Source organism: Mycobacterium sp. TH-M82 (assembly GCF_057473605.1).
This window is the reverse complement of the sequence record NZ_JBYCKY010000683.1, coordinates 1-3113: the sequence shown is the minus strand read 5'-3', so window position 1 is coordinate 3113 and position 3113 is coordinate 1. Positions and strand designations below refer to the sequence as shown.

Here is a 3113-nt window from a genome sequence, read left to right as displayed (position 1 = left end):
CTTGCGGTACTCCAGCACGGTGTCGATGATTCCGTAGTCCTTGGCCTCTTCGGCGGTGAGGATTTTGTCGCGGTCGGTGTCCTTGCGGATCACGTCTGCGGCCTTGCCGGTATGCCGAGCCAGCGTGGATTCCATCAGGGTGCGCATCCGCTCGATCTCGGCGGCCTGGATCTCCAGGTCGGAGAATTGCCCCTGGATCACCCCGGACAACGACGGCTGGTGAATCAGCACCCGGGCGTTGGGCAGTGCCAACCTCTTGCCGGGGGTTCCGGCGGCCAGCAGCACCGCCGCCGCCGAGGCGGCCTGACCCAGACAGACGGTCTGAATGTCGGCCCGCACGTACTGCATGGTGTCGTAGATCGCCATCAGCGAGGTGAACGAGCCGCCCGGCGAGTTGATGTACATGGTTATGTCGCGGTCGGGGTCCAGCGACTCAAGCACCAGCAGCTGCGCCATGATGTCGTTGGCCGAGGCGTCGTCGACCTGTACCCCGAGGAAGATGATCCGTTCCTCAAACAGCTTGTTGTACGGGTTGGACTCCTTGACACCCCAACTCGAGTGCTCGATGAACGACGGCAGGATGTAGCGGGCCCGCGGCTGGGTCTCTGGGTTCATGATTTGGCTCCGTTGGTCTGGGCGCGGGTGATGATGTGGTCGACGAAGCCGTATTCCAGGGCTTCGGCGGCGGTGAACCAGCGGTCGCGGTCGGAGTCGGCCTCGATGCGCTCGATCGGTTGACCAGTGAACTCGGCGTTGAGCCGGAACATCTCCTTTTTGATCACGGCGAACTGCTCGGCCTGGATCGCGATGTCGGCCGCGCTGCCGGTCACGCCGCCGAGCGGTTGATGCATCAGGATGCGCGCGTGGGGTAGCGCGTAGCGTTTACCTTTAGTGCCCGCGGCCAGCAGGAACTCCCCCATCGACGCGGCCATACCCATCGCATAGGTGGCGATGTCACACGACGCCAGCACCATGGTGTCGTAAATCGCCATACCCGCGCTGATCGACCCGCCCGGGGAGTTGATGTACAGCGAGATGTCTTTCGCCGGGTCTTCGGCGGCCAGCAGCAGGATCTGTGCGCATAGCCGATTGGCGATGTCGTCGTCGACCTGTGAGCCTAAAAAGATGATCCGCTCCCGCAGCAAGCGCTCATAGACGGAGTCAACGAGGTTCAGGCCCTGCCCGTTCGATCGCATGTCAGCCGTTTCGCTCACAGTGGGATACCTGCTTTCTCGAGGTTCATATGCACCGACCCTAACCAACCGGCGGTGTGGCGGGCCGCCCGAAGTGGCCATGTTCGCTTAGAGGTTCACTCACCGCGTTACTCGGTGTCGTCGTTTGGCTGGTTGGCTTCGGGAGCGTCCTGGGTTTTCTGGTCGGCCTCCGGTGCTCTCTGGTCGGCCTCCTCAGCCTCGGCTCGCGCCTCGGCATCGTCGGCCTCCGGTGCTCTCTGGTCGGCCTCCTCAGCTTCGGCTCGCGCCTCGGCATCGTCGACCTCCGGTGCTTCCCCGAAAAACTCGGCGGTGTCGATGACGTTGCCGTCCCTGTCGGTGACGGTGGCTTCGCGAACCGCCGCGGCGATCGTCAGCCCGCGCCGGGCGTCGGCGAGCACCGCGGGCAGCTGGTTGTTCTGCTGCAGATGCGAGAGCAGTTGCTGCGGCTGGATTCCGTACTGGCGCGACATCAACACCAGGTGTCGGGTGAGGTCTTGCTGGCCGACCCAGATCTGCAAGCTGTCTCCCAGCGCATCCAGCAGCAGCTGCGTCTTGACCGACTTCTCCGCCTCCCCGCGAGTCTTGGCGTCGAACTCCGCACGTGAAGATCCCTCATCGACCAATTTCTCGGCGAACTTGTTCTCGTCGTGGTCCAGGCCGTGCAGGGCGGTGTGCAAGGCGTTGTCGACGTAGGCTTGCACCACCGCCTCCGGCAACGGCATCTCGACCTGCTCGACCAAGGCGTCCAACGTCGCTTCGCGTATCTTCTCCGCCTGCTGGATGCGCTTGGCCAGGCGCACCCGGTCGGCCAGGCTGGACCGCAGTTCGTCGATTGTGTCGAATTCGCTTGCCAGTTGTGCGAACTCGTCGTCGGCCTCAGGCAGTTCACGTTTTTTGACGGATCCGACGGTCACCGTCGCGTCGGCCTCCGTCCCGGCACCGGGGCCCGCGGCAAGCGTGGTGGTGAAGACCTTGCTCTCACCGGCCGACATGCCGACGATCGCATCATCGAGGCCCTCGACGAGCTGGCCCGAACCCACCCGGTGCGACAAACCCTCGGCGCTCGCTTGCGGCACCACCTCGCCGTCGACGGTGGCCGACAGGTCGATCGAGACGAAGTCGCCGTCGGCGGCCGGGCGATCGACGCCGGTCAAAGTAGCGAACCGGGCACGCAGCGCCTCCAACTCGGCGTCGACCTCGTCGTCGGCGACCTCGACGGGGTCGACCGTGATCTTCAACTCGGTCAGATCCGGCAACCTGATCTCGGGGCGCACGTCGACCTCGGCGGTGAAAACCAGCTCCTCGCCGTACTCCCGCTTGGTCACCTCGATCTGGGGCTGGCCCAACGGGCGCAAGTCGGAGTCGGTCACCGCCTGGCCGTAACGCGCGGGCACTGCCTGATTGATCACCCGGTCCAGCACAGCATCCCGGCCGAACCGCGCCTCCAGCAGCTGGGCGGGCGCCTTCCCGGGGCGGAACCCGGGCAGCCGCACCTGTTTGGCCAGCTCCTTGTAGGTCTTGTCGTACTCGGGCTTCAGCTCAGTGAACGGCACCTCCACATTGATGCGAACCCTGGTCGGGGTCAACTGCTCGACGGTGCTCTTCACGGGCGTACTCCTCGGTGTCGTTGACGTCGGGGTGACAGGATTTGAACCTGCGGCCTTCCGCTCCCAAAGCGGATGCGCTACCAAGCTGCGCTACACCCCGCACTGACCTCGCGATCCTACGACCCGACGACGCCGCCCAGGCACCGGACCGCACAGCAAAGCCACCTGAAAGGTCGGTTGGTTCCGCTGTCGTCGGCACCGGTAGAGCCGGTACAGTCTGGCTGGAATGCGGGCGTAGCTCAATGGTAGAGCCCTAGCCTTCCAAGCTAGCCACGCGGGTTCGATTCCCGTC

3 protein-coding genes and 2 tRNA genes are annotated in these 3113 nt (G+C 64.7%); 1 reads left to right on the top strand and 4 read right to left on the bottom strand.

Going from position 1 to position 3113, the window contains the following annotated elements; genetic code table 11:
- The 4 genes from AC2VON_RS19985 to AC2VON_RS19970 form a co-directional block, all read right to left on the bottom strand.
- The coding region (locus AC2VON_RS19985) for an ATP-dependent Clp protease proteolytic subunit (RefSeq protein WP_486954497.1) at positions 1-615 on the bottom strand (615 nt) is incomplete at its 3' end.
- Positions 612-1214 carry an ATP-dependent Clp protease proteolytic subunit gene (locus AC2VON_RS19980; protein ID WP_486954496.1) on the bottom strand — a complete coding sequence of 201 codons (603 nt, stop codon included), beginning with the start codon at positions 1212-1214 and terminating at the stop codon, positions 612-614. The genes AC2VON_RS19985 and AC2VON_RS19980, both read right to left, overlap by 4 nt.
- Positions 1215-1321: 107 nt before the next feature.
- On the bottom strand, positions 1322-2821 hold the full coding sequence (gene tig / locus AC2VON_RS19975) for a trigger factor (protein WP_486954495.1): 1500 nt from the start codon (positions 2819-2821) through the stop codon (positions 1322-1324).
- Positions 2822-2847: 26 nt separating this feature from the next.
- Positions 2848-2921: transfer RNA gene (locus AC2VON_RS19970), tRNA-Pro, on the bottom strand.
- A gap of 136 nt (positions 2922-3057) precedes the next feature.
- Here AC2VON_RS19970 and AC2VON_RS19965 point away from each other — a divergent pair.
- Positions 3058-3113 (top strand) — tRNA-Gly (locus tag AC2VON_RS19965).